General features: G+C 67.0%; 23 protein-coding genes. 10 read left to right on the top strand and 13 right to left on the bottom strand.

Going from position 1 to position 22106, the window contains the following annotated elements; translation table 11 throughout:
* Nucleotides 1–3: 3 nt before the first annotated feature.
* The 6 genes from EIZ45_RS19935 to aceA form a co-directional block, all read right to left on the bottom strand.
* Complete coding sequence (locus tag EIZ45_RS19935) at nucleotides 4–465, bottom strand: MarR family winged helix-turn-helix transcriptional regulator (protein WP_134665620.1); 462 nt, start codon at nucleotides 463–465, stop codon at nucleotides 4–6.
* A gap of 201 nt (nucleotides 466–666) precedes the next feature.
* Nucleotides 667–1458, bottom strand: coding sequence for an alpha/beta fold hydrolase (locus EIZ45_RS19930; RefSeq protein ID WP_134665622.1), 792 nt, complete (start codon nucleotides 1456–1458; stop codon nucleotides 667–669).
* Nucleotides 1459–1590: 132 nt separating this feature from the next.
* A complete protein-coding gene (locus tag EIZ45_RS19925) occupies nucleotides 1591–1995 on the bottom strand; it encodes a multidrug efflux SMR transporter (protein WP_051728875.1) in 405 nt (134 codons plus the stop codon).
* 34 nt (nucleotides 1996–2029) lie between these two features.
* Nucleotides 2030–2347 (bottom strand): multidrug efflux SMR transporter, encoded by a 318-nt coding sequence (locus tag EIZ45_RS19920; RefSeq protein ID WP_037811827.1) that lies wholly within the window; start codon nucleotides 2345–2347, stop codon nucleotides 2030–2032.
* An 844-nt stretch (nucleotides 2348–3191) separates the two neighbouring features.
* Nucleotides 3192–4796, bottom strand: coding sequence for a malate synthase A (aceB, locus tag EIZ45_RS19915; protein WP_134736061.1), 1605 nt, complete (start codon nucleotides 4794–4796; stop codon nucleotides 3192–3194).
* A gap of 70 nt (nucleotides 4797–4866) precedes the next feature.
* Nucleotides 4867–6156: an isocitrate lyase gene (gene aceA, locus EIZ45_RS19910; RefSeq protein WP_037811829.1), complete on the bottom strand. Its 1290-nt coding sequence runs from the start codon at nucleotides 6154–6156 to the stop codon at nucleotides 4867–4869.
* A 229-nt stretch (nucleotides 6157–6385) separates the two neighbouring features.
* Here aceA and EIZ45_RS19905 point away from each other — a divergent pair, with 229 nt between their 5' ends.
* From EIZ45_RS19905 to EIZ45_RS19895, 3 genes are all read left to right on the top strand, one after another.
* Complete coding sequence (locus EIZ45_RS19905) at nucleotides 6386–7810, top strand: short-chain fatty acyl-CoA regulator family protein (RefSeq protein ID WP_134665626.1); 1425 nt, start codon at nucleotides 6386–6388, stop codon at nucleotides 7808–7810.
* A gap of 61 nt (nucleotides 7811–7871) precedes the next feature.
* On the top strand, nucleotides 7872–9128 hold the full coding sequence (gene ilvA / locus EIZ45_RS19900) for a threonine ammonia-lyase IlvA (protein ID WP_134665628.1): 1257 nt from the start codon (nucleotides 7872–7874) through the stop codon (nucleotides 9126–9128).
* Nucleotides 9129–9214: 86 nt separating this feature from the next.
* Nucleotides 9215–9739, top strand: a complete 525-nt coding sequence (locus tag EIZ45_RS19895) for a GrpB family protein (RefSeq protein WP_134665630.1) — start codon at nucleotides 9215–9217, stop codon at nucleotides 9737–9739.
* A gap of 108 nt (nucleotides 9740–9847) precedes the next feature.
* Here EIZ45_RS19895 and EIZ45_RS19890 read toward each other — a convergent pair whose 3' ends face one another.
* A complete protein-coding gene (locus tag EIZ45_RS19890) occupies nucleotides 9848–10192 on the bottom strand; it encodes a nuclear transport factor 2 family protein (protein ID WP_134665632.1) in 345 nt (114 codons plus the stop codon).
* Between the two features lie 66 nt (nucleotides 10193–10258).
* The gene (locus tag EIZ45_RS19885) at nucleotides 10259–11014 is read right to left on the bottom strand and encodes an acyltransferase (protein WP_037712791.1); all 756 of its coding nucleotides are present in this window, start codon (nucleotides 11012–11014) and stop codon (nucleotides 10259–10261) included.
* Between the two features lie 52 nt (nucleotides 11015–11066).
* Here EIZ45_RS19885 and EIZ45_RS19880 point away from each other — a divergent pair, with 52 nt between their 5' ends.
* Together EIZ45_RS19880 and EIZ45_RS19875 are read left to right on the top strand one after the other, a co-directional pair.
* A complete protein-coding gene (locus EIZ45_RS19880) occupies nucleotides 11067–12014 on the top strand; it encodes a nucleoside hydrolase (RefSeq protein ID WP_134665634.1) in 948 nt (315 codons plus the stop codon).
* 554 nt (nucleotides 12015–12568) lie between these two features.
* Nucleotides 12569–13669, top strand: a complete 1101-nt coding sequence (locus tag EIZ45_RS19875) for a C40 family peptidase (protein WP_134665636.1) — start codon at nucleotides 12569–12571, stop codon at nucleotides 13667–13669.
* Nucleotides 13670–13846: 177 nt separating this feature from the next.
* Here the strand turns inward: EIZ45_RS19875 and EIZ45_RS19870 are convergent, their stop codons facing one another.
* Nucleotides 13847–14806: an SDR family NAD(P)-dependent oxidoreductase gene (locus EIZ45_RS19870; protein WP_240690742.1), complete on the bottom strand. Its 960-nt coding sequence runs from the start codon at nucleotides 14804–14806 to the stop codon at nucleotides 13847–13849.
* A 58-nt stretch (nucleotides 14807–14864) separates the two neighbouring features.
* On the opposite strand from EIZ45_RS19870, the gene EIZ45_RS19865 reads away from it, so the two are divergent.
* Entirely contained in the window at nucleotides 14865–15389 is a 525-nt protein-coding gene (locus EIZ45_RS19865) for a TetR/AcrR family transcriptional regulator (protein WP_134665638.1), read from the top strand.
* A gap of 3 nt (nucleotides 15390–15392) precedes the next feature.
* Here the strand turns inward: EIZ45_RS19865 and EIZ45_RS19860 are convergent, their stop codons facing one another.
* Nucleotides 15393–16001 carry a TetR/AcrR family transcriptional regulator gene (locus EIZ45_RS19860; RefSeq protein ID WP_134665640.1) on the bottom strand — a complete coding sequence of 203 codons (609 nt, stop codon included), beginning with the start codon at nucleotides 15999–16001 and terminating at the stop codon, nucleotides 15393–15395.
* A gap of 91 nt (nucleotides 16002–16092) precedes the next feature.
* On the opposite strand from EIZ45_RS19860, the gene EIZ45_RS19855 reads away from it, so the two are divergent.
* The 3 genes from EIZ45_RS19855 to EIZ45_RS19845 all read left to right on the top strand — a co-directional run bounded on the left by EIZ45_RS19855 (nucleotide 16093) and on the right by EIZ45_RS19845 (nucleotide 18470).
* Nucleotides 16093–16836 carry an SDR family oxidoreductase gene (locus EIZ45_RS19855; protein ID WP_134665642.1) on the top strand — a complete coding sequence of 248 codons (744 nt, stop codon included), beginning with the start codon at nucleotides 16093–16095 and terminating at the stop codon, nucleotides 16834–16836.
* Between the two features lie 100 nt (nucleotides 16837–16936).
* Nucleotides 16937–17563 (top strand): TetR/AcrR family transcriptional regulator, encoded by a 627-nt coding sequence (locus EIZ45_RS19850; RefSeq protein ID WP_134665644.1) that lies wholly within the window; start codon nucleotides 16937–16939, stop codon nucleotides 17561–17563.
* Nucleotide 17564: 1 nt separating this feature from the next.
* Complete coding sequence (locus EIZ45_RS19845) at nucleotides 17565–18470, top strand: carboxymuconolactone decarboxylase family protein (protein WP_134665646.1); 906 nt, start codon at nucleotides 17565–17567, stop codon at nucleotides 18468–18470.
* Here the strand turns inward: EIZ45_RS19845 and EIZ45_RS19840 are convergent.
* The gene (locus EIZ45_RS19840; RefSeq protein WP_134665648.1) at nucleotides 18454–18864 is read right to left on the bottom strand and encodes a hypothetical protein; all 411 of its coding nucleotides are present in this window, start codon (nucleotides 18862–18864) and stop codon (nucleotides 18454–18456) included. The two genes, EIZ45_RS19845 and EIZ45_RS19840, sit on opposite strands and share 17 nt — an antisense overlap.
* Before the next feature lie 99 nt (nucleotides 18865–18963).
* Here EIZ45_RS19840 and EIZ45_RS19835 point away from each other — a divergent pair, with 99 nt between their 5' ends.
* On the top strand, nucleotides 18964–19827 hold the full coding sequence (locus tag EIZ45_RS19835) for a 3-hydroxyacyl-CoA dehydrogenase family protein (protein WP_134665650.1): 864 nt from the start codon (nucleotides 18964–18966) through the stop codon (nucleotides 19825–19827).
* Between the two features lies 1 nt (nucleotide 19828).
* Here EIZ45_RS19835 and EIZ45_RS19830 read toward each other — a convergent pair whose 3' ends face one another.
* Both EIZ45_RS19830 and EIZ45_RS19825 read right to left on the bottom strand, forming a co-directional pair.
* Nucleotides 19829–20836, bottom strand: coding sequence for a HAMP domain-containing sensor histidine kinase (locus EIZ45_RS19830; RefSeq protein ID WP_240690743.1), 1008 nt, complete (start codon nucleotides 20834–20836; stop codon nucleotides 19829–19831).
* Between the two features lie 38 nt (nucleotides 20837–20874).
* Nucleotides 20875–21534, bottom strand: coding sequence for a response regulator transcription factor (locus EIZ45_RS19825; protein WP_134665652.1), 660 nt, complete (start codon nucleotides 21532–21534; stop codon nucleotides 20875–20877).
* Between the last annotated feature and the right edge of the window lie 572 nt (nucleotides 21535–22106).

Here is a 22106-nt window from a genome sequence, read left to right as displayed (position 1 = left end):
CTTTCAGCGGGGGTCGACGGCGGCGATTAGGTCGCGGTAGTCGGGGTCCGCTGCCACGCGGTCGAAAGCGTTCGCCAAGGCTGCTTCGTAGACCGGGACAGCCTTGCGCAACGTGGCTCGTCCGGCGTCGGTGATTCCGGTGTAGACGCCTCGGCGGTCGTATTCGCAGAGACGTCGTTCGGTCAGACCGGTCCGCTCGAGCCGGCCCACCAGGCGGGTCGCGGAGCTCTGGTTGAGTGATGTCGCGTCCGCGAGCTCCTGCATGCGGAGTTCACCGTCGGGGCGATCGGCCAGCGACATCAGGGCGACGAATTCCGAGAAGCCCAGGTGGAGCTGCCGTTGCAAGGCTTGCTCGACCTCATGGTCGATGCGGCTGCGAAGGGCCATCATGCGGGGCCACATCGCGCCGAGGGTGGTGAGTTTCGCCCCGGCCTGCTTGCGGCCAGGGGAAGGTGTGGTGGTCACGCGAACGACCTCTCCGGAAAGCCTTGTCCAGCGTCGAGAAGTGACGCCGAGGCCTCTTGTATAGCACATGTGCGTGCATGCAATTGTGCGTTCGTCAAGTCTCTCGTGTCCGGAGATCGCGGTGGTCTGCATGGCGCTGGGAGGTGGGAGAATTCGGGTTTTCTAGCTGCGCGAGCACTCTCGGCCGCTCGGTGGTACCGGTCAGGCCAGCGTCTGCAGGAACTGTTGCAGCAACGGGTTGACCTGCTCTGGATGAGTCAGGGTTGGGGTGTGGGCCGCGCCGCGGATTACGTGCACCTCTCCGGCGTTCGGGAGGCGTTCGCTCAGCAGGTCCATGCGGTCGTGCGGAAGGGAAACGTCTTGCTCGCCCCACATCAGCAACGTCGGGCAGGTGATTTCGTTCAGGCGGCCCGAGACGTCGTCTCGTTCCAGCAGACACTGCGCGGCCGGGCCTAGCGGCAGTGCGGAGGTGGCTCGCCATCGTGCGCGCAACTCGTCACGCAGGTCGGATTCTCCGAGCAGCTGTGTCGACAACGGTATGATGAGGTCATCGATTGGTCCGTATTCGCGCAATGCGGCGAACATGCCGCCGTAGGCTGCTTTGTCGGCTGGGTCGCACGGTGTTGCTTCGGTGTCCCAGAGCACCAGGCCTGCGACCCGTTCGGGTGCCAGCAAAGCGATTCGTAGCGCGGTGAATCCGCCTTGGGACAGTCCGCCTGCGACGGCGCGTTCGATGCCCAGGTGGTCGAGCAGGCCGAGCGCGTCTCGGGCTTGGTCCCAATAGGTGTATGAGGTGCCGGGGTCGTTATCCGGGGTTTGCCCGTGGCCGCGGGCGTCCCAGGTGATCAGGCGCCACGTGGGCGCGAGCACCGCTGCTTGCGGCGAGAACGTTGAGTGGTCCAGGAAGTAGCCGTGTCCCAGGAGCAAGACCGGTCCGTCTCCCCCGGTGTCGGCGAAGAAGATCGGGCGGTCGTTGACGGTCGCCATCGGCATTGGCTGGCCTCCAGGTTCGTCGCAAGCAATGGTGCAGCGTAGTGACGAAAACGTGCTCACGGCGCCCGCCGCCAGAGCTAAGCAGATTCGCCGCCACTTGGCGGATTTGGCGGGACGTCGGGCTGGATACGGTCAGTCGTCGGCCTTCGCCGAATCGGTTGATCCGCCGGCGAGTTTGAGGCAGATGACGCCGGTGATGATCACTGCCAGGAACAGGATGCGCAGCGGTCCCAGACTTTCGCCGAAGATGATCGCGCCGAAGATCGCGGCACCGCTCGCGCCGATACCCGTCCAGACCGCGTAACCGACGCCGACATCGATGGTGCGCAAGGCCAGGCTGAGCGTGAAAATCGTTGCGGCGGCCGTAATCACCGTGGCGATCGACCACGGCAGGTTGGTGAAGCCTCGGCTGCCGTCCGTGCTGACGGCGAACGCGATTTCGCAGACTCCGGCGAAGAGAAGGATGCCCCATGCTCGGCGATTAGTCTGCGTACTCTCCGGTGTGATGGCTGGTGCTGCTTCGGGCTGAACGGACACGGCGGAAATCCTTTCGGGAGCGGGAAGAGGAGCGTCAGGCACCGGTCAGCTGGAGACCGATGATGCCGCAGATCACCAGGCCGAAGCCGATGAGCTTGCGCCAGTTGAGCTTCTCTTTGAAGATCAGCGCGCCCAGCAGCACGATGCCCACCGAGCCGAGACCGGTCCAGATCGCATAGCCGACGCCGACGTCGAGGGTCAGCAGGGCCCGGCTGAGGAAGAAGATGCCGCCGGCTGCCATGACCAGCGTGAACACCGACGGCCACAGCTTGGTGAACCCGTCCGTGGCGTTGGCTCCGAGCGCGAAGGCGATCTCGAAGAGCACAGCGATGCCGAGGTAAAGCCAATGCATGGTTTCTCCGGATGCGAGTCAGATCGGAAGCTGCCCGGCACCCTCGCCGGCGACGCTCCCCCAGGTAGTTACATGTGCAATATATGTATGTCGAATCAAATAGGCAAGGGGTGTTCGGCAGGTGAGCGGCGCGGCTTCGGGTGCCTGCCGCGGAAGGGAGCCGTCGTGGCCAGGAGGGCGATCGAAGGCTTGAAATGGGCGTCTACCAGGCATTCGCCATTGAGCGGCAACGGTGGTTCGGCCGCGGAGACGTCGGAGTCGGGTAGTTGGTCGCAGCTCGTTCGCGTTACCAGCCGGACCGGGCGAGGAGCCAGGATCTCAGCGGGGTAGGCCGTTCGGGGAGCGCGATGGCTGAGCGCAGCCAAGGGGTTGGAGACCGGTTGAAGAGAGCGGGCGAGATCCATCCGGCGCGGGCGTGTCAGGGACTCGGCGACATCGGGCGTCGGGGCTGGAGCGCGGGTCCGAACTGGGTACGTGGTCGAACTGGCAGCGGTGATCGGCTTGGTCCGCGACGAGAGGCGAGATCAAGCGCGGCCTGGGACGTACGCGGGATTCGCCACTGAGCGGCCACGACACCGCCGCCCCGAACAGCACCCGGGGTTCGGGCAGCGTGCGTGCGGAAGTGAGCGAGAAGCCAAGCCACGGTCCAAGCCCGAAGCATCGAAAACCCGCAATGCCGAAAACCCGCGCCCCTCGCCGCTCAACGGCGAAGGAGCGCGGGTCCGGAAAGACCCGGGTCCGGTGGCGGGGAGCCTCCGCCACCGGACCCGTCCCCTGCACCGTCCCAAAATGTGGTGCGGGGTAACCGGTCGCCGGTGGTCAGGTCACTGGCGACCGGAGCCTGTCACCGCTCGGTCAGGTAGCGGGCGTAGGCGACAGTCGTGAGGAAGCTCGGCAGCTTTTCGCCGAGGGCGGTCTCGGTGAAGATCGCGCGGGCGTCGTCGAGGCGGGCCGACGGGCCGAGGTCCGTGCGGACCTTCGTCAGTTCGTCGTCCAGGAATTCGACGGCCAGCTCGTGGGTCAGCGCCGTGCCGTCCTCGAGCTTCGTGCCGTTGCGGATCCACTGCCACACCTGGCACCGCGCGATCTCCGCGGTCGCGGCGTCTTCCATGAGGTTGTGGATCGCCGCGGCACCGGTGCCTCGCAGCCAGGAGTCGATGTAGCGGAGGGCGACGTTGATGTTCGCCCGCACGCCCGCTTCGGTGACCTCGCCGCCGGCGCTCGCGACGTCGAGCAGGTCCGCAGCGTCGACAGTCACGTCTTCACGCAGCTTGCCGAGCTGGTTCGGCCAGCCGCCGAGGACCTGGTCGAACACTTCGCGGCATACCGGGACCAGGCCGGGGTGCGCGACCCAGGAGCCGTCGAAGCCGTCGCCGGCCTCGCGTTCCTTGTCCTGGCGGACCTTCTCCAGCGCGTTCTCGTTGGTGACCGGGTCCTTGCTCGGGATGAACGCGGCCATCCCGCCGATCGCGTGGGCCCCGCGGCGGTGGCAGGTGCTGACGAGCAGTTCGGTGTAGGCGCGCATGAAGGGGACCGTCATCGTCACCTGGGCACGGTCCGGCAGCACGAAGTCGGCGCCGTGCGCGGAGAAGTTCTTGATGACGCTGAAGATGTAGTCCCACCGTCCGGCGTTCAGGCCGGCCGCGTGCTCGCGGAGTTCGTAGAGGATCTCGTCCATCTCGAAGGCCGCGGTGATCGTCTCGATCAGCACGGTCGCGCGGATGGTGCCGCGCGGGATGCCGAGTTCCTTCTGCGCCAGCAGGAACACGTCGTTCCACAGGCGCGCTTCCTGGTGGCTTTCCAGCTTCGGCAGGTAGAAGTACGGGCCGCTGCCGCGCGCCAGAAGCTGCCGGGCGTTGTGGAAGAAGTACAGGCCGAAGTCCACGAGGCTCGCCGAAACCGGGCGGCCGTCGATGCGGATGTGCTTCTCGACCAGGTGCCAGCCGCGGGGGCGGGCGACGATCGTCGCCGGGTCGTCGCCGATCGTGTAGCGCTTGCCGGCCTCGGTGGTGAAGTCGATGTTGCGGCGGATGGCGTCGAACAGGTTGAGCTGGCCGTCGACGACGTTGTGCCAGGTCGGCGACGTCGCGTCCTCGAAGTCCGCCAGCCACACCTTCGCGCCGGAGTTGAGCGCGTTGACCGTCATCTTCCGGTCGGTCGGGCCGGTGATCTCGACGCGGCGGTCCTCCAGACCGGGCGCGACGGGGGCGATGTGCCAGCTCTCGTCCGACCGGATCGACCGCGTTTCGGGCAGGAAGTCCAGCTGCTCCTCCCCCGACTGCAGCCGCTCACGACGGCGGCGGCGCTCGTCGAGGAGTTCGCGGCGGCGTCCGGCGAAGGTGTTGTCGAGTTTGGCTACGAAGTCCAGTGCTGCCGGGGTGAGGATCTCGGCGAAGCGGCCATCGGCGGGACCGGTGACCTCGATGCGGGTGTTCAACGTGTCAGCCATCTCGTACCTCCGCGAAGGGGGAAAGGGAAGGGGCGGGCCGGCGACCGGAATCGCCGGCCCGCGGGGTGCGTCAGTGGAACTGGTCTTCTTCGGTCGAACCCTTGAGCGCGGTGGTCGAGCTCTCCGGGTTCAGCGCGGTGGACACCAGGTCGAACCAGCCGGTGCCGACCTCGCGCTGGTGCTTCGTCGCGGTGTAGCCGCGCTCCTCCGAAGCGAACTCGCGCTCCTGCAGGTCGACGTAGGCGCTCATGCCGTTGCGGGCGTAGCCGTGCGCCAGGTCGAACATCGAGTAGTTCAGCGCGTGGAAACCGGCCAGCGTGATGAACTGGAACTTGTAGCCCATGGCGCCGAGCTCGCGCTGGAACCGCGCGATGGTGTCGTCGTCGAGGTGCTTCTTCCAGTTGAACGACGGCGAGCAGTTGTAGGCCAGCATCTGGTCCGGGTACTGCGCCTTGATCGCCTCGGCGTACTTGCGGGCGACCTCGAGGTCCGGCGTGGAGGTCTCCATCCACAGCAGGTCGGCGTACTGCGCGTAGGCCAGGCCGCGGTCGATGCACGGCTCGATGCCGTTGTTGACCTCGTAGAAGCCCTCGGAGGTGCGGCCGCCGGTGAGGTACTTGCGGTCGCGCTCGTCGACGTCGCTGGTCAGCAGGGTCGCGGCCTGCGCGTCGGTGCGGGCGACGACCAGGGACGGCACGTTCAGCACGTCGGCGGCGAGACGGGCGGCGTTCAGGGTGCGCTCGTGCTGCTTGGTCGGGATGAGGACCTTGCCGCCGAGGTGGCCGCACTTCTTCTCGGACGCGAGCTGGTCTTCCCAGTGCACGCCCGCGGCGCCGGCCGCGATCATGCCCTTCATCAGCTCGAACGCGTTCAGCGGACCGCCGAAGCCGGCTTCCGCGTCGGCGACGATCGGGGCGAACCAGTCGATGTCGCCGTTGCCCTCGGCCCAGTTGATCTGGTCGGCGCGGCCCAGCGCGTTGTTGATGCGGCGGACGACGGCCGGGACCGAGTTGGCCGGGTAGAGGCTCTGGTCCGGGTAGGTCTGGCCGGCGAGGTTGGCGTCGGCGGCGACCTGCCAGCCGGACAGGTAGATGGCCTTCAGGCCGGCGCGCACCTGCTGCACGGCCTGGTTGCCGGTGAGCGCGCCCAGCGCGTGGACGTAGTCCTCGCTGTGCAGCAGCTCCCACAGCTTCTCGGCGCCGCGGCGGGCGAGGGTGTGCTCTTCGACGACAGAACCGCGAAGCTTCACCACGTCGGCGGCGGAGTAGGTCCGCTGGACACCCGCCCAGCGGGGGTCGGTCTTCCACTGCTCGGCCAGCTCGGCCGCCGCCTGCTCGAGCTGATTGGCCTGCTCGGTCATCGGACTCTCCCGTGTTGCGAAGTTTGCGATTGCTCGCCTTGCCTGGTCACGACCCTGACACGAGCGGGAAAACTCGGTCTACTGCTCCAATTTGCCAATTTCTGCGAAGATTGCCTAGCATGTTGCAAAGGTTGCGAATCTGCTGTTCGCAACCACACCGAAAATTCGCGGGCTTGATCGTTCACGTAATCGTTCAGGCCCGGAAACCTTCCGGCCGGACGGAGCACTCATGGACAAAACTTTCGCCGGGGCGCGGCTGCGGCATCTGCGCGAAAGCCGGTCGATGAGCCAGGCGGATCTCGCCCGTGTGCTCGAGATCTCACCCAGTTACCTCAATCAGATCGAGCACAACTCGCGCCCGCTGACCGTGCCGGTGCTGCTGCGGATCACGCAGGCATTCGGCGTCGACACGGAGTTTTTCGCCAACAACGACACCTCGCGGCTCGTCGCCGATGTGAAGGAAGCGCTGCTCGACGAGGCTGTCAGCGTCGAAGCGACCACGAGCGAACTGAACGACCTGGCCAGCAACTTGCCGTCCATCGCCCAGGCGCTGGTGAAACTGCATCGCAGCTACCGGAACGCGGTCGAAAGCACGGCCGCGCTGACCACGGAAAACGGCCTCGGCCTGCACGGGAGCGCCGCCGCGCCGCTGCCGCACGAGGAGGTCCGCGACTTCTTCTACGAGCGGGAGAACTACGTCGCCGAACTGGACGAGCGGGCCGAGCGGATGGCCGCGCAGATCCCGCTGCGGCGCGGGTCGGTGCTGGGGTCGCTCAAGGAACGGCTGTGGCAGCGCTACGGCGTCGACGTGACGAACGAGGGCATCAACGAATCCGCAGGTGAACAGCATCGGTACGAGCCGGCGACGCGGGTGTTGCGGCTGGCCCCGAGCCTCCGGGTCGGACAGCAGGCGTTCCGGATGGCGTCCCAGATCGCGTTGCTGGAATACGACGATCTGATCACCGAACTCGCCGATTCGTGGGCGTTTTCCGGCCCGGCCGCGCGGACGCTCGCGCGCGTCGGCCTGGCTAACTACTTCGCGGGCGCGCTGATCCTGCCGTACAGCCCGTTCCTGGCCGCGGCCGAGGAGTTCCGGTATGACATCGAGCGCCTTTGCGACCACTTCGGCGTCGGATTCGAGACGACGTGCCACCGGCTGTCGACTCTTCAGCGGCCAAAACAGCGCGGCGTGCCGTTCTCGTTCGTGCGCGTCGACCGGGCCGGGAACATGTCGAAACGCCAGTCAGCGGCGGGTTTCCACTTCTCGCGCGTCGGCGGCGCTTGCCCGTTGTGGAACATCTACGAGGCCTTCACCTCGCCGGGCAAGATCCTCACGCAGATCGCGGCGCTGCCGGACGGCAAGCGGTACTTCTGGGTCGCGCGGACGGTGTCGCGCAATATCGGCGGGTACGGCAGCCCGGGCAAGACGTTCACCGTCGGCCTCGGCTGCGAGCTGCGACACGCCGGCCGGTTGATCTACTCGACCGGCCTTGACCTGGACGAACCCGCCGCCGCGACGCCGATCGGCATGGGATGCAAGGTGTGCGACCGGCCGGCTTGTTCGCAACGCGCGTTTCCGGCGATCGGCAAACCGCTCACGGTGGACGAAAACACCAGCACCTTCGTCCCGTACCCGGCGGTGCCGAAGACATGAACGCGGCCAGTGACCTGAGTGCCCCGGACGTGTTCACCGGGTGCGAAGTACATTCACCCGAGTGCACGACATCGACACGGTGAACGCAGAACTGGTCGAACAGGCCGCCGAACGGCTCGCGGGCGTGGTCACACGTACGCCCCTGGAGCCCAACGCGCGTCTCTCGTCCCGCGTAGACGCGCGCGTCTGGCTTAAGCGCGAAGACCAGCAGACGGTCCGCTCGTACAAGATCCGCGGCGCGTACAACTTCATCGTGCAGCTCGACGCTTCGACGCGGGAGCGCGGTGTCGTCTGCGCGAGCGCGGGCAACCACGCACAAGGCGTCGCGTACGCGTGTCGCCGCTTAGGGGCGAACGGTCGCGTGTACGTGCCGGGCACGACGCCGCGGCAAAAGCGTGAACGCATCGCGGCTCTCGGTGGCGCGCACATCGAGGTCATCGTCGTTGGCGAGACGTACGAAGACGCCTTCGCCGCGGCTAAGGATGACGCCCACCGCACTGGAGCGACGCTCGTGCCGGCGTTCGACGACGTACGCACTGTCGCCGGTCAGGGCACTGTCGCGCTTGAAGTGGTTTCGCAGCTCGGCTTTGTGCCGGATGTCCTGGTGGTGCCTGTGGGCGGCGGAGGGTTGCTGGCTGGGATCGCGACGTGGGTTCGCGAGCGGCATCCGGACATCCGGGTCGTCGGCGTCGAACCGGCAGGTGCGATGTGCATGGCGGCGGCTCTTGAAGCGGGCGAACCGGTGCGGATCGACGCGGTGGACCCGTTCGTGGACGGTGCCGCGGTCCGCGAGGCCGGCCAGGTGACGTTCCCGTTGATCCGTGACAGCGGCGCGGAGCTGACGTCCGTCGCCGAGGGCGCGGTGTGCACGGAAATGCTGTCGATGTACCAGTCGGACGGCATCATCGCCGAACCCGCGGGCGCGCTCGCGGCCGCTTCGCTCGGGACCAGCGTGCAGGTCGAGCAGGGGCAGACGGTGGTGTGCATCGTGTCCGGCGGCAACAACGACGTCAGCCGGTACAGCGAAGTCCTCGAACGCTCGCTGATGCACGAGGGGCTGAAGCACTACTTCCTCGTCAGCTTCCCGCAGGAACCCGGCGCGCTCCGGCGGTTCCTTGACGAAATCCTCGGGCCGGAGGACGACATCACGCGGTTCGAGTACGTGAAGCGCAACAACCGGGAGATCGGTCCGGCACTGATCGGCGCCGAGATCCCGCGGCGCGCGGACCTGCCCGGGCTGCTGGCGCGGCTGGAGAAGAGCCCGCTGCAGGTCGAGCGGGTGGAACCGGGGAGTCCGTTGTTCCATTTCCTGCTCTGAGGCACCGGTGTCCACCCGACGCCCTGCGAAGCCGTGACCAGGCGATGGGTGGCCCGGCGAGAGCACGAGCCAAGAGGACGATCTGAGTGGACGCGCCAGTCGAGATCGTGGACTACGACCCACGATGGCCTCAGGTCTTCGCCAGCCTCCGCGACCGCATCACCGCGGCGGTGGGCGGACTCGCGCAGCGCGTCGAGCATGTCGGCAGCACCGCGGTCCCCGGGCTGGCCGCTAAACCGATCATCGACCTGGCCGTCGTGATCGCCACTCGCGACGATCTGCCCGCTGTTGTCGCCAGTTTTCTGACGATCGGCTATCGGCATAGAGGCGATCTCGGCATTCCCGGTCGAGAAGCCTTCACTCGGCCTCCGGACAGTCCACCGCACCACCTCTACGTCTGCGCAGCCGACAACGAGAATCTCGCTCGGGTACTCGCGTTCCGGGACTTTCTGCGCACCCACCCGAGCACGGCGCAGGCCTACGCGACGCTGAAGCGCTCACTCGCCCATCGCTTCCTCACCGATCGCGCTGCTTACACCTCAGCAAAGACAGCCTTTATCGACGATGTAGTGGCGAAGGCGCTGTCGGAGCCGTCGGGCAGGGACGGCTAGTCACGGGCATCCAGGTAGGCCGCTCCCCTGCCGCCGACCGGCTAATCGGGCCGCTCGGGCTCACGTTTCCGCAGGTCAGCGCGATTCGCCAAAAAACGGCAACACCGGTCAGTCGAGTTCGGCGCTGCCCTCGCGGTAGATCTTCGCCGACTTGATGCGGTCTCCGGACAGCCGATAGAACCCGGCGATGGCGAAAACCTGGTTCTCGCCGTTGTGGGTGAGCTGTTCGGTCAATTGGGCGGCAATCTGATCACCGTCCGCGAGAACGTTCTCGACCCTCAGCGTCGGAAGAAGTTGTTCCATGGCACCGCTGAACAACTCGGCGAGTTCCTCGCGTCCGCGCACGACGCTGCTGCCGGTGATCCAGACCGCGTCCTCGGTGAAGCCGTCGAGGAGGCCTTGCAAGTCACGGTTGTTGAAGGCGGCGACGTGTCGGCTGAGGGCTTCGCTCATAAGGCGAGGCTATCGACGCTGTCAGGTTATTTTCGCCGCCGAACTCGACGTGCGACCGCGCTGGCGTCAGCTGTCGCCGAGCGTTTTCTGCAGTGCTTTGTTCGCCTTGCGCGCCATGTCGGCGACGGCCTCGCGCCGGGCCGCATCCGCCGCGTAGTCGTCCTCGCGGTTGCGGACCACCCGGGCCGGTGAACCGACCGCAATCGAGTAGTCCGGGATGTCACCGCGCACCACGGCGTGCGCACCGAGCACGCTGCCGCGGCCGACGCGCGTGCCCTTGAGGACGCTGACCTTCGTGCCGAGCCAGGTGTCCGGGCCGATCCGGACCGGCGACTTGACGATGCCCTGGTCTTTGATCGGCACGTGGATGTCCGCGGTCACGTGGTCGAAGTCGCAGATGTACACCCAGTCGGCGACGAGCGTGGCGGCGCCGAGCTCGATGTCGAGATAGCAGTTGATCACGTTCTGCCGTCCGAACACCGACTTGTCGCCGATGCGAAGGGACCCCTCGTGACAGCGGATGGCGTTGCCGTCGCCGATGTGCACCCAGCGGCCGATCTCCATCCGGCCGTATCCGGGACGGCAGTGGATCTCGACGTTCTTGCCGAGGAACAGCATGCCGCGCAGGATGATGTGCGGGTTCGCGATGCGGAATTTGAGCAGCCGGTAATAGCGCACGAGGTACCACGGCGTGTACGCGCGATTGCGCAGGATCCAGCGCAGCGAGTCGGCCGTCAGGAACTTCGCCTGGTGCGGGTCCCGCCGGGCCCGCCGCCAGGCGCGCACGCGCGACAACGCGGGCGCACCCCACATCGACGTCATGCCCTTGACCGTAACCTGTGGACGACGGCCGGCCACACGCAAGGGGAGCAGGATGGGGACCAAGCTGATCATCGACACCGACCCCGGCGTCGATGATGCTTTCGCGATCGCACTGGCCGCGAGGTCGGCGGACGTCGACCTGCTGGGCGTGACGACTGTCTTCGGCAACGTGCCGCTGGCCACGACCACCTCGAACGCGCGCCGACTGCTGCAGATGTGCGACCGCCCAGACGTCCCGGTCGCCGCGGGTGCCTCGCGGCCGCTTCTGTACCGCGAGCTGCACCGGTCGAGCACCGTCCACGGCTCCGACGGACTTTCCGGGCACGCCGCTTCGCTGCCCGACGCCACCCGTCCGCTCGAGGATTCCGACGCGGTCAGCCTGATGGTCTCGCTGCTCGAAGCCTCGGACGAACCGGTGACCATCGCGCCGATCGGCCCGCTCACAAACATCGCCGCGCTGCTCGCGGCCCACCCCGGGGTGCGCTCGAAGATCGCGCGCATCGTCCTGATGGGCGGCGCGATCGCGCTCGGCAACTCGACCGCGGTCTCCGAATTCAACATCTGGGCCGACCCAGACGCGGCCCGACGCGTGATCGCCGAGGACGACGTCCCGTGCGTGATGGTCCCCCTCGATCTCACCCACCGGTGCGCGGTCGACAGCACGTGGCTGGCGAAACTCGCCGCGTCCGGACCGGTCGGGCAGGCGCTGAACTCGTTCACCCCCGACTACCTGGCGCACTACCGCCAGGTGCTCGGCTACGAAGGCATCGTCATGCACGACGCGGTGGCCGTCGCCGAGGCGATCCGCCCGGGCATCCTGCGCACGGAGACCTACCCCGTCGACATCGACGCCGGCCTCGGCCCGACCCGCGGCATGACGATCGTCGACCGACGGGCGGTCCCGAACAGGTCGACGGGGCGGGCGATCGAGGTGGCGGTGGATACGGAACTGGACGTGCTGCGCGAGTTCGTGCTGTCCAGACTTGCCGGGGGCCGGTGATGGACGGGGCCGGGAGATCGCCGCTGGATGGCGAATCGCAGGTCACGCCTGGTGCGGTTGCCGGTGGGGAGCCTGGGGGCGCGGGTTCGTTGCCGGTTAGCGGCGAATCGGCTGGCTCCGGTCCTTCGTTCGCCGGTGGGGCGTCGCCGGTTACTGGCGAATCGGGCGGCTCCGGTCCTTCGTCGGTGGGTGAATCTTCGCCAGCGAGTGGCGAAAATCCTGGGTCGACTAGCGTGTCGCCGCTGAGTGGCGAAACAGTCGACGCGGGTGGTTCGTCCGCCAGTGAGGCATCGCCGGTGAACGGCGAACAAGCCGGCTCCGGTCCTTCGTCAGTCCGCGAATCGTCGCCATCGAGTGGCGAAAATGCTGGGTCGACCAGCGAGTCGCCGCTGAGTGGCGAAACCTCCGGGCTGGCTGGCGAGTCGTCGAGGGAAGGCGACTCGCCTGAGCTGACCAGTGCGTCGCCGTTAAATGGCGACGGGGGCCAAGCCTCGGAGGGCGAAGGAGGCGCACGTTCGGCGAGGCAGGGTTTTCTCGCGCGGAATCGGCGGGCCGTGGTGACGTTGGCGGCGGTTGTGGTGGTCGTCGCGGCGTTGGTTGTCGCGGTGCGGGTTTTGCCGGGCGGCGGTGCCGGCGATGCGAATTCCGGGAATGTCGCGGCGACGTCGTCGTTGGCTCCGAGTACCTCGAAGACGGCTCCGGTCGCGACTGCGCCGACGTCGGTGGTGCCGTCCCAGCCTGGGGTGCCGCGGGCTGGGGAGTTCGGGGCGTGGGCGTCGCGGACCAGTCAGTGGCTCGATATCCCGTTGCGGGCGATGAACGGGTACGCACAGGCGACCGTCACGCTCAGCAAGGAGCAGCCTGACTGTCACCTGTCCTGGATCACCCTCGCCGCGATCGGGAAGATCACCAGCGATCATGGGCGGGCGCAGGGTAATCGGGTCGGGGAAAACGGGACTCTCGCGAAACCGCTTGGCACGGTGGAGGTTCTCGACTTCTATCACCGGCCTGTTTCGACGCCGGGGGCCGCAGGGCCGTTGCAGCTCTCTCCTGCGGTGTGGAGCAAGTGGCAGCGCAGTGCGTCCGGCGGCAAGCCTGACATTCAGAACATCGACGACTCGGCGCTCACGGCTGGGCGCGCGCTCTGTGCGAATGGCCGCGATCTGGCGACGGATTGGTGGAACGGGGTCGCCACGTTGGAGCCGGCGCCGGTCGTCTTGCATCGGACGCTTGCGACGACCAACGTCTACGGCACGGTCGGCCAGAGCGATCAGCCGCCTAATCCCGCGGTGCTCACTGCGGTCGACTTCGCGATTGACCAGATTGGTCTGCCGTACGTCTGGGGCGGCAATGGCACTCGAGACGCCGATCCGGGCTTCGACTGTTCCGGTCTGACGACCGCTGCTTACGCGAGCGCTGACGTCAAGCTGATGCGGACGGCGGATACGCAATTCCGCAGCGTTCCCCATGTGAGCGAACCCCAGTTGGGCGATTTGATCTTCTACGGTGCGCCCACTACGAAGATCCATCACGTGGGGCTGTACATCGGAAATCAGCAGATGATCGACGCGCCGCAGACTGGGCAGGCGGTGCAAGTCCATCCGTATCGAAAGCCCGGCGACGACTACGCGGGTGCGGGGCGGCCGACGGCCTGACTTGCGCGGTGATCTCTCGAGAATGCCGTTCCGCGGATTGGTGCGACCTGCGATGGCAACCACAGGTCCGCGGCTCAATCTGTCGTGTGCACGGCGAAAACCGAGCGAACGTGAGACACGCGCTTGTGGCAACAGACGTGCTTTTCTCTGACGGTGTTGGATCTCCAGCGGGCCTCGTCAGCGTTGACGGACCAGGTCTAGGGACACCTCCCACAGCTGCTGCGCGGCCGAGGCGTCGCGGGCCCAGCGTTTGACGGAGTGGCTGTTGCCAGCCAGGTCGACGTCGTCGGGAACGGTCGGGGATTCGTTGCCGTCGTCCAGGTAATGGCCACCGTTATGGGCGAATTCCGGGGCGGTCGCGGCGACGAGAGTGGTGGCCGCGCCTTGTTCGACGGTCTTGTAGGCGAAGACTCCGGCGGCTTCGAGCCGGTCCAAGTGGTTCTTCATGTCTTGGGTGAAATCCCGTTGCAGGCCAGTGGAAACTCCGCCGGGGTTGACCGCATTGGCGACGATTCCGTCGGCTGCCCACCGGCGGGTCGCTTCGACGGCGAACAGCGAGTTGGCCGTTTTCGACTGCCCGTAAGCCAATTGGGGATCGTAGGCCCGGCGGGTAAAGTGGATGTCATCAAAGACAACGGGTGAGTACATGTGCGCGCCGGAGGTCACCGCGACGATCCGGGCCGTTCCTCGCTGATTCGCGCCTGCGGCCAGGGCGTCGTGCAGGCCCAGTGCCAGCGCGAAGTGGCCGAGGTGATTGGTCGCGAACTGCAGTTCCCAACCCTGTGGAGTGCGCCCCAGGGTCGGGCGCATGACGCCGGCATTGTTGATCAGCAGGTGCAGCGGGCCGTCCCAGCTTGCGATGAAGCGGGCGACGGTGGCGAGGTCGGCCAGTTCGAGGTGTGCCACGCGGACGGCTCGATTTCCGGTGGAGGCGGCGATCTCCTCGGCGACGCTTGCGCCGAGGGCGGTGTTGCGTACAGCCAGGGTGACGTCCGCGCCCACGGAGGCGAGCGCGCAGGCTGTTTCGCGGCCGAGGCCGGACGTGGCACCGGTGACGATTGCGCGGACACCGGTGAGGTTCTGGCCTGCGATGACGTCGTCGGCGGTGCTGGTGGCGTCGAAGGCCGTGCGGATCAAGGAGGATTGAGACACCCTTCGAACTATACGCATTGGACGTGGTTTGTATAGTGTGTCGATGGGCAGTGATCGGCGCACGCACGTACTGGATTCGGCGCTGGAGGTGTTCGCGCGCTACGGCTATCGCAAGGCGTCCATGGACGACGTCGCGAAGGCCGCGGACATCTCGCGTCCTGGCTTGTACTTCTACTTCTCGTCCAAGCCGGAGCTGTTCCGCGCGACCGTGCGGCATTCGCTCGACGGCAGCATCGAGGCAGCTCGGGTCGCTCTCGCCGATTTGCGGCAACCGCTTCGCGAGCGGCTGATCGAGGCGTTCGACCACTGGGCCGGTCGGTACGTGGGGCCGATGGCTGCGGAGATCGGAGTTCTGATCGACTCGAGTCCCGATCTGCTCGGCACGATGCCTGCTGAGTATCCGAAGCGGTTCCGTGCGCTCGTCATCGACGCGATTGGGGGGCGCTCACCCGACGACGTTGCTGGGACACTGATCAGCACGGCGATCGGGATCAAGTACGACGCGGAGACCCGCGACGAGTTTCGCGCTCGGATGACCATCGCGGTCGACCTTTACTGCAAAGGCTGAAGCTCAGGCAGGCGGCCAGTTGCACAGGGCCGCGTCGGCGACTTCCTGCAGTTCTTCACGGGTTGCGCCGCTTGCCGCTTCGACGGCGATGCCGAACGCGACCGTCATGACGTAGCGAGCCAGCCGTGCCGGGTCAGCGTCTGGCGGCAAATCGTGTTCATCGATGGCGCGTCGAAATCGCTTCTCCAGGGCTCGGCGCGCGGCATTTCGCCACTCGACGAGCAATTCGCGCGCGGGGTGGCCTAGTTCGCCGGCCGCCAATGAGCCTTGGACGCCCAGGCAGCCGGGCGGACAATCGGGGTCGGTCGTCGCTCGGACGGCGCCGTTGAGTATCGCGGCGGCCACCTTGGCGGCAGTCCGCTCGGCCCAGGCTCGCGGGCCGTAGGAAGCGGGGCCTTCGTCGTAGAGCGCCAGAGCCTTGCGGAACAACTGCTCTTTGTTGCCGAAAGCCGCGTACATGCTGGTTTTCGTGATGCCCATGGCCCCGGTCAGATCGGCCAGACTGGCCCCTTCGTAGCCCTGCTCCCAGAACACCAGCATGGCGCGCCGGAGCGCCTCGTCGGCGTCGAATCCGCGCGGTCGGCCGATGTGCGCCTTGTCCTGACTGGTCACCTCGTCAGCATACCCCTTCAGTACCGATCGGTTCAGAAGTGCTACGGTCGCCTTAAGTACCGATCGGTACCGAATAATGCGGAGGTCAGCAGTGGGACAGCTCGAGGGCAAGACAGCAGTCGTCACCGGCGGAAGCAGCGGGATCGGCCTGGCCGCGGCCGAACGGCTCGCTGCCGAGGGCGCGCACGTCTTCATCACCGGCCGGAATCAGGGCGCGCTGGACGCGGCCGCGAAGACCATCGGGTCGGCCACCGCGGTTGCGGGTGACATCGCCGATCTGGGCGACCTCGATCGGCTTTACGACGCAGTTCGCGCCCGAGGCAAGGGACTCGACATCGTTTTCGCCAACGCGGCGGCGGGATCTTTTGCGAGCCTGGAGGAGACCACTCCGGAACACTTCGATCAGGTCTTCACCACCAACGTTCGCGGCACGCTCTTCACCGTGCAGAAAGCGTTGCCGCTGCTCAACAAGGGTGCATCGGTGATCTTGAATTCGTCAGTGCGCGCCGATGACGGTCTCGCGTCGTTCGGAACGTATTCGGCGTCGAAAGCTGCCCTCCGTTCCTACGCCCGGACTTGGGCCAACGAGCTGAAGGACCGCGGCATCCGGGTCAACGTGGTCTCGCCTGGCACCATCGACACGCCGGTGCTCGAGAAGGCGGTCGGCGCGGACAAGGCCGACGAGGCTCGGGCGAGTTTCGCGGCACGGGTTCCGCTTGGACGGATGGGAACGCCGCGCGAGGTTGCGGAGGCCGTGCTGTTCCTCGCGTCGGAGCAGAGCAGTTTCATCCTGGGCGCGAACATCTACGTCGACGGCGGCGAAAAGCAGTTCTGACCAGCGTCAGCGCGGGGACTACGGGGTTCCCGCCGCTTCACAGTAGCGCGAAGGCTATACGTGCGTGTAGCGTACTGTTCATGCGTATAGCGAAGATGCCATGACCGACCCCGACGACCTGACCGCGCGTGCCCGTATCCGCGACGCGGCGATGCGGCACTTCGGCGAGCACGGCTTCGAGCGCGCCACGATCCGCGGCATCGCGGTGGAAGCCGGGGTGTCGCTGGGCTTGGTGCGGCACCACTTCGGGTCCAAGCAGGCGCTCCGCGAGGCGTGCGACGCGCACCTGATCAAGCTCCTCCGCGAGCTCAACGACCAGGTGCCGGACGACCTGGCCACCAGCGTCACCGCGAATCCTGTCGCGGCGGCACGGGTCGCTGTCGGGCCGTACCGCGACTATCTCGTCCGGGCGCTGGTCGAGGGCGGCGTCGCGCCGTTGTTCGACGAGATGGTCGAACTCGGCACGAACCGGCTTGTCGCCGCTGATCGGCAACGGACGGATCCGCCGACGGTCGAGCCCAAGGTCCGCGCCGCGATCGGCACCGCGATGGCGTTGTCGATCACCGTGCTGCACCAGCACATTTCCCGTGCGGCGGGCATCGACATCCTCAGCCCGGCTGGCGACAACATGCTCGCCCGCGCCCTGATCGACATCTACTCGCATCCGCAGCTCAGCCTTGACGAAGCGCAGGCGGCGCTCGACCGCCTGCCCGCGGAAGGAAACTGACATGCCGCACGCGACGATTCCCCGCATCCCGCCGCTCGAACTCGACGAGATGGATCCTGATCAGCAAAAGCTGGCGAAACTCGGTGCGGACACCGTGATCCAGGTTCTCGCCCGTGCGCCGGAAGTGATGCAGGCGTCCGGCGCGTTGGGCGCTTACCTGTTGAGCCAGGGAAAACTGCATCCGCGGATCCGCGAGCTGACGATTCTTCGCGTCGCGCTGCGGTGCGACGCGCCGTACGAGTGGGCCAACCATGCGCCGGCCGCGCTCGGCGGCGGCGCGACGGAGGCGGAGATCGCGGCTCTCTCCGATCCCGACGCCAGTTGGCCGCCCGAGGACGACGCGGTGCTGCGTGCCGTTGACGAGTTGTGCGCGAACGTCTTTGTGTCCGACGAAACCTGGGCCGCTCTCGCTGCGACTCGCGACCATGCCGAGATCATCGAGATTCTGTTCCTGGCCGGCTACTACCGGATGATGGCGGGGTTTCTGAATTCCGCGGGCGTTCCGGTGAAGCCTGGGCAACCGGCGCTCGGCGAGCCTCCGGTGCCGGTGGCTGTCGCTTCTCAGCAGGTTTGGCCCGCCAGCGGCGAAACCGGTCCGGACGGCAACTGGAAGATCACGTTCACGCACCCGGCGGGGAGCAAAGATCTGCTCCTCGAACTCGCAACCGACGGCACCAAGGTGTCCGGTTCCATTTTTGACACGCAGCTGAAGGTCACGGTCCCCATCGTGTCGGGGACGGTCGACGGCCAAAAGGTCGCCTTTACCGCGTTGGTGACTGATCCGGTGCGCTTCGAGGTGAGCGTGACCGGCACGGTTGACGGGGATCTGTTCTCCGGGTCCGTCACGGTGTCCGGTGGCGGTACCTTTCCGCTGACCGGGGTTCGGGAGGTCAGTCCCAGTAATTGAACAGGGCTTCGCCGACGGTCGATGGTTTCCAGTACGCGACGTCGGACCGCGTGAGATGTGGCCAATCTTTGGCGACGAAGGACCGATCGAGGTCAGCTGGCGTGAGCACTTGGAACTGCTCGATTTGCGCCAGCACCGCGATCAGGTCCGGTTCGTCGACGAACTCCAACGGCCCCCATTCCCGCGCTGGCGTGAAGTCGAACGAGCGCGGCCGGGCGAGCGCGACCACCGGCGCGTCGTTGGCGGCGACGACCGAGATCGTGCGGTCGAAATACTCGATGACGGCTTGCCAAAAGTTTGGCGTGACGGTCGGGACCCGGAAATCGGTCAGGGTTCCGCCGGTACTCCGGGCGAAGTCGTAACAGAGACGGCGAACCTCGCGAACCTCGACCACCGCCGCATTCTACGCGGCCGGTCCCCCGGCGGTGAACGCGGAATTGCGGCGGGCGAGGGCGGGTGGTCTTCTTGGCTCAAGATCGAAAGGTGAGCCGCCATGCCGTACGCGTACACATTCGACCAGATCCGCGACCGGCCGGTCACCGTGTTCGGTGCCGGGACGCTGGGCAGGCGCATCGCGCTCATGTTCGCCTCGCGCGGCGGGACCGTGCGGATCAGCGACCCGAGCGCCGAACAGGTCGCCGCGGCGGCGGAATACGTGGCGGAAGCGTTGCCTGTCCTGCTGGAAAAACGCGGCAGCGGCGAGGTCGGCCAGGTCGAGGACGCGGCGTCGATCGAGGACGCGCTGCGTGACGCGTGGCTGGTCGTGGAGGCGGTGCCAGAGCGACTGGACATCAAAATCCCGCTGTGGGGCCAAATCGACGAAGCCGCGCCCGCTGACACCATCTTCGCCACGAACTCGTCGTCGTATCCGTCGCGGATGATGGCCGAGAAGGTGCGCGACAAATCGCGGCTGTGCAACATCCACTTCTACATGCCGCCGACGGCGAACGCAGTCGACCTCATGTCCGACGGCGAAACCGGCCGGACCGTGCTCGACACGCTGCTCGGAGTGTTGCCGGAGTTCGGCATTCATCCGTTCGAGGCGCGCAAGGAAAGCGTCGGCTTCATCTTCAACCGCGTGTGGGCTGCGATCAAACGGGAATCGCTGGCCGTCGTCGCGGAGGGTGTCGCGCGGCCGGAGGACGTGGACGGGATGTTCAAGATCAACTGGCATCTGCCGTACGGGCCGTTCCAGATGATGGACCAGGTCGGCCTGGACGTCGTGCTGGACATCGAAAACCATTACGCGGACGAGAATCCGCACCTGCCGACCGGGCCGCGGGACCTGCTGCGCAGCTACGTCGACGCGGGGAAGCTCGGGATCAAGACCGGCGAGGGGTTCTACTCGTACGGCTGAATCACGGCAGCACGACGTCGACCCGCAGCCCGCCGTCCGGCACCGCGACCGCGGACACCCGACCGCGGTGTGCGGTGGCAACCGAGTTCACGATCGACAAACCGAGGCCAGCTCCGTCGCGATGGTTCAAGCGCTCGGCGGTCAGCCTGCGGAACGGCTGGAAGAGCGAATCGACCGCCTCGGCAGGCACTCGGTCGCCGGAGTTGCGGACGCTCAGTGCCGGCTCGCCGCCGACGTTCACCTCGACCCACCCGCCGGGCCGGTTGTACTTGATCGCGTTGTGCACGAGGTTGGCGATCATCCGTTCGAGCAGGACGGGGTCGCCGGGCACCGTGCGCTCGGCCGAGTGGTGGCGCAGGGTCAGTTCGTGCTCGGTCAGCTGATCGCCGTATCGGGTGACGACGGCGTCCACCAGCTCGTCAAGCCGGACCGGGACCATGCCGGGCAGTCCGCGGTCGGCTTCGGCCAGCACCAGCAAGCCCTCGATCAGCTGCTCGTTGCGTTCGTTGACGACGAGCAGCTGCGCCGCGAGCCGCCGCACGTCCTCTCCCCCGCCGGTGACGATCGCGACCTCCGCGAGCGTCCGCTGCACCGCGAGCGGCGTGCGCAGCTCGTGCGACGCGTTCGCGGCGAATCGGCGCTGACCTTCGAAGCCGGCCGCGACGCGGTCGAGCATTCCGTTGACCGCTGTCGAGAGGACCCGCAGCTCGCGCTCGGTCTGGTGCGGCGGCATGCGCTGCCCGAGGTTCCGCGGCCCGAGCTGGTCGATGGTGGACGAAAGATCCAGCAACGGCCGCACCACCCACGACACCACCGGGCGCCAGCTGCGGATCGCCAGAACGACGACGAGGGCCAGCGGCAGGAACCACAAGATCGTGCCCAGCGGGTTGCGGCAGGCGGTACCGCGCGGGCAGAACGAAGTGTCCACGTAGGTCCCGAGCACCATGGAGACTCCTTTGCCGACCGGGTACGCCAGGACCAGCGCGACCAGCAGCCCGCCGAGGAACACCAGCTCGATGCGACCGCGCAGCGAGGTTCGGGCCCGTTTCAGGTAGCCAAACGGTAGCCAGCGCCGGGAACCGTGTGGACTATCGGCGGCGGGCCGAGTTTCTTCCGCAGCGTCATGACCGTCATCCGCACTGTGTTCGTGAACGGATCGGCGTGCTCGTCCCATGCCTTCTCCAGCAGCTCTTCCGGGCTGACGACCCGGTCCTCGGCCCGCAGCAGCACCTCCAGCACGGCGAATTCCTTGGGAGACAAGGACAACGGCCGACCGTCGCGCGACGCGAACCGCTTGGCTGGGTCCAGCTCGACGCCCGCACCGTGCAGCACCGGCGGCAACGAGGGTCGTGCCCGCCTCGCCAAGGCGTGCACCCTCGCGACAAGTTCGGCAAACGCGAACGGCTTCGTGAGATAGTCGTCCGCGCCGAGACCGAGCCCTTCGACCCGGTCGCGAATACCCGCCGCGGCGGTCAGCATCAGCACCCGGGTCTCGCTGCCGTCGCCGGCGATCCTTCGGCAGATTTCGTCGCTGTGCACCCGCGGCAGGTCTCGGTCCAGCAGCACGACGTCGTACCGATGGACGGCGACGCGTTCGAGCGCGGCGTCACCGTCGTAGCAGACGTCGACTGCCATGCCCAGGTGCCGCAAGCCCTCCGTGACGGAGTCGGCCAGCATCCGCTCGTCTTCGGCCACGAGCACTCGCATTCAGCTTCTCCTCACGAGCGCCAGTACAACGCCGGGCGGATAAAGACCGGATAAACGCCGATCTTAACTGCCCGGGACCACGCGCTGACTAGACCTGCGGGATGATCTTCGCCGGCAAACGCGCGTCTGGTGCACGGGTCGCAGGGGCAGGCGGCTCTGTCGCGAGATTCTGGTCCGCGGTGCGGTTTCCGCGCAGGACACAGCGCGAGCCGAGTGCGCGAGGCCGGTCCCGTGCACTGCTCGAGCCGCGCGCTCTTGGCCGATGCACCTCGCCGGTCAGGTCACTCAGCCGGGTTGCGGTGGCCGTGTCCAGTTTCTCGTCCGGAGCAGGCACAGGGAGCGCCGGACGGCTCGAACCGTCTGGATTTTTGGCGCAGCCTGGGTTCCTTGGGCCGTCCGGATTCGTCGCATGGCTCGGATCGATCGCACGGACCTGGCCTGACGCACGAGTCGCTGGAAAACACGCGTCCGCCCCGAAGGTCGCCGGAAGACACGCGCCTACCTCTGCGCTCCCGGGAATGCGCGCCTTTACCGCTAGTGTCCTGCGTCAGAAATTCGTCGGCAGAAGTTGG

It is taken from the genome of Amycolatopsis sp. CFH S0740 (assembly GCF_004522315.1).
GTDB classification, from domain to species: Bacteria; Actinomycetota; Actinomycetes; order Mycobacteriales; family Pseudonocardiaceae; genus Amycolatopsis; species Amycolatopsis nivea.
The sequence above is the reverse complement of the archived record's forward strand: the minus strand, read 5'-3'. Positions and strand labels throughout refer to the sequence as shown.

Bases quoted from the DNA above. Each gene is read 5' to 3' on its own strand.
- EIZ45_RS19930 (WP_134665622.1), bottom strand. From the start codon at position 1,458: ATGCCGATGGCGACCGTCAACGACCGCCCGATCTTCTTCGCCGACACC.
- EIZ45_RS19825 (WP_134665652.1), bottom strand. From the start codon at position 21,534: ATGCGAGTGCTCGTGGCCGAAGACGAGCGGATGCTGGCCGACTCCGTC.
- EIZ45_RS19850 (WP_134665644.1), top strand. From the start codon at position 16,937: ATGACCGACCCCGACGACCTGACCGCGCGTGCCCGTATCCGCGACGCG.
- EIZ45_RS19865 (WP_134665638.1), top strand. From the start codon at position 14,865: ATGGGCAGTGATCGGCGCACGCACGTACTGGATTCGGCGCTGGAGGTG.
- aceA (WP_037811829.1), bottom strand. From the start codon at position 6,156: ATGACCGAGCAGGCCAATCAGCTCGAGCAGGCGGCGGCCGAGCTGGCC.
- EIZ45_RS19905 (WP_134665626.1), top strand. From the start codon at position 6,386: ATGGACAAAACTTTCGCCGGGGCGCGGCTGCGGCATCTGCGCGAAAGC.
- EIZ45_RS19845 (WP_134665646.1), top strand. From the start codon at position 17,565: ATGCCGCACGCGACGATTCCCCGCATCCCGCCGCTCGAACTCGACGAG.
- EIZ45_RS19880 (WP_134665634.1), top strand. From the start codon at position 11,067: ATGGGGACCAAGCTGATCATCGACACCGACCCCGGCGTCGATGATGCT.
- aceB (WP_134736061.1), bottom strand. From the start codon at position 4,796: ATGGCTGACACGTTGAACACCCGCATCGAGGTCACCGGTCCCGCCGAT.
- EIZ45_RS19920 (WP_037811827.1), bottom strand. From the start codon at position 2,347: ATGCATTGGCTTTACCTCGGCATCGCTGTGCTCTTCGAGATCGCCTTC.
- EIZ45_RS19835 (WP_134665650.1), top strand. From the start codon at position 18,964: ATGCCGTACGCGTACACATTCGACCAGATCCGCGACCGGCCGGTCACC.
- EIZ45_RS19885 (WP_037712791.1), bottom strand. From the start codon at position 11,014: ATGACGTCGATGTGGGGTGCGCCCGCGTTGTCGCGCGTGCGCGCCTGG.
- EIZ45_RS19890 (WP_134665632.1), bottom strand. From the start codon at position 10,192: ATGAGCGAAGCCCTCAGCCGACACGTCGCCGCCTTCAACAACCGTGAC.